General features: G+C 47.6%; 4 protein-coding genes. All 4 read right to left on the bottom strand.

The features are described from left to right. Window positions 1-287 precede the first annotated feature (287 nt). Complete coding sequence (locus H618_RS22850) at window positions 288-596, bottom strand: hypothetical protein (RefSeq protein WP_154660688.1); 309 nt, start codon at window positions 594-596, stop codon at window positions 288-290. 1 nt (window position 597) lies between these two features. After that, on the bottom strand, window positions 598-1,143 hold the full coding sequence (locus tag H618_RS22660; protein ID WP_245586795.1) for an RHS repeat-associated core domain-containing protein: 546 nt from the start codon (window positions 1,141-1,143) through the stop codon (window positions 598-600). Between the two features lie 207 nt (window positions 1,144-1,350). Then, the gene (locus tag H618_RS22845; RefSeq protein ID WP_154660687.1) at window positions 1,351-1,725 is read right to left on the bottom strand and encodes a hypothetical protein; all 375 of its coding nucleotides are present in this window, start codon (window positions 1,723-1,725) and stop codon (window positions 1,351-1,353) included. Then, window positions 1,726-2,389 (bottom strand): RHS repeat domain-containing protein (locus tag H618_RS0118810; RefSeq protein WP_028696535.1); only part of this gene is annotated, 664 nt, incomplete at its 5' end. It lies immediately after the preceding gene.

Genomic DNA, 2,389 nt, shown 5'->3' with positions numbered 1-2,389 from the left:
GGTGAAGCCATGCTGCTGTTCGTCCACGCGGCACTCGATGGCGAGGGTGTCGCCGTCCCACAGGTAGCCGGTCAGGCCGCTGTCGGGGGTTTCGGCGCGCTTGCGCCGTATGTATTCGTTCACCAAAAACGTGCTGTGACAGATTGCTATAACTAGAGTTAATAGCCTCCCATAATCCCTGTAGCTCCGATGTCGAAAAATGACGAATTTTAATGGAACTTAACCTAAATTAGATCGCCAACAGTTTTTATTCAATCTTATCTCTTTCAACGCTTTTTTTAACATGCTCATGTCTGGCGGATTTTTTTTGAGCTTTTCGAACCTCTCCAAGCTGAGGTCTTAAGCTTTACAAGGGTAAGCCCCTCTTCAGTGAAGTCGCTTGCTCTAATCGCCACCTTTAAAAGTTTATCATTATTGTCAGTGATGGCTTTGGTTAGCAGGCCTTCATCTAGGAAGAAGCGCCGCAACGCCTCTAATGAGCGCAATATAACTTCTTGACTGAGCAGGTCTGGTACAAGATTATTTTGGGCATCAAACATCACATAGCGGTTTACTTCAGAATCAATTGTTGGCCAAATCAGTTTGTCTTTGTCCATTTTACGGCTCTCTAATTATTTCAGATAGGCCCGTGATCGGTACTAGGTCTTCTGTCTTTCTATCTCTTATGTACGTTCCGCCACTCTCTATTACCCTGACCTCCTTTTCGGTTTGAGCTCCTTTGTCTGCAGTGAGGCTTGTTATTTCGTAAGGTTTTGCCTTTCCGTCATGAATGACTACCGTGTCAACCCGGCGTCGGCTATTTGTATAACTATTGTCATAAACAGATTTGCCGTTCGAGTCTCGCAAATAACACTCGCACTGAATGGTCGCATTAGGATAATTTGCCGATAATCTTTCGTTTACTATCCGGTGTCGCCTGTCCCCCTCAATCGAATTCTTTATGCGCTCAAGTCCGAACGGGTCCAGCCACTGAATCGGATTGGGCGCATATGCATAGATATTCAGCCCACCCGCAAACCCAATCGGGTCCTTGCCAATGAAGCGCCCCACCCGCGGATGGTAATATCGATACCGGTTGTGACGTAATCCCGTCTCGGCATCACAGTACTTACTCTGAAACTGCGAACGATTTCGTCCACATATTGACAGGCTCTGTACGGAAAACTTTGATACTTTGTTATACTGCGTTGAAAACAGCTGGGTCGCCCATTCGGAGCCGCCATCGCCTTGTCTCGCTGATGTCTAAAATTTTTCGTACCGAGCCTAGCAGTGTTGCAAGTCGCGGTGATTTATCTAGCTCTAAGACCATTGCTTCAACTGATTGCACCCTGAGTCATGATGGCTTTAAGTCTACTTTGCTCGAGTATTTTTCATTTGCAAGCTTGCCCAGCGCATAAGATCTTTCCGTGCTCTCTTTAAATGTTTTATTTTTATGACAAAGCATACTTCATTGCCTCCTTCGATTTCCTTGTAATGTTTTGCATATCCCCGAACAGGGTTGTATATGACGATTCTGCAGACGTTGCCGGTCCTCTTGTTGCGCGCTGAAAAAATCGGATTAGCTTCTCTTATTTTAGCCCCGTTAGCGTACCTGGTATTATAATAAGGGCTAACAAACTCATCGGGCTTGATGCACATTTTTTTAACGTAGCCTTCAAAATAGGACGAAAAAAAACTTTCAAGGCTGTCGTATGTTTCCTCATTGCACAGGAAGTCTTCAAACATCTAGTCCTCCACGAATGCCTTTCCGGCTCTAATCTCTATATCCACACGCTCGTGTCTAGTTCCATCCACCATAAAAGTCTGGTTTTTCTGAGCATATATTCCGCCGCAATTGCAGGCTCGCTCAATCCATCGCTCAGCACGGCTGAATGCGGCTTGCCTGAGCTTTAGATCTTTTTTCGACAATTTTCTTTTAAGCTCCTCCATCTTAGCTTGTGCATCCGATGCGCTTAAAGGAGAGTCCTGATCCCAACTGACCGATTCCTCAAGCTTTTTTCCTTGGGCTTGAAACCGCCCTCTATGTGCAGCCAGTCCTAACGGATCAACCCAATTCCCCGGACTCGGCGCATACTGATAAACATTAACCCCACCCGCAAACCCAATCGGGTCCTTGCCGATAAACCGTCCCACCCGCGGGTCGTAATATCGATACCGGTTGTAATGCAACCCCGTTTCGATATCGAAGTACTGCCCCTGAAAGCGTAACGCATTGTGGATGTTTTTCCGCTTGGCGGTTTCGCTGCGTTCTTCGGTGGCCAGGCCCCAGGCTTTGTAGTGCCCGCGCCAGGCCACTTGGCCGTCGCTGTCGGTCAGCTCCATCGGGGTGCCCAGTTGGTCGCACTGGTACCAGGCGAAGGTATCGACGTTCCCCGGAGTCGGTTTGTGT

It is taken from the genome of Pseudomonas cremoricolorata DSM 17059 = NBRC 16634 (genome assembly GCF_000425745.1).
Classification (GTDB): domain Bacteria; phylum Pseudomonadota; class Gammaproteobacteria; order Pseudomonadales; family Pseudomonadaceae; genus Aquipseudomonas; species Aquipseudomonas cremoricolorata.
This window is presented reverse-complemented; position numbering and strand designations above follow the sequence as displayed.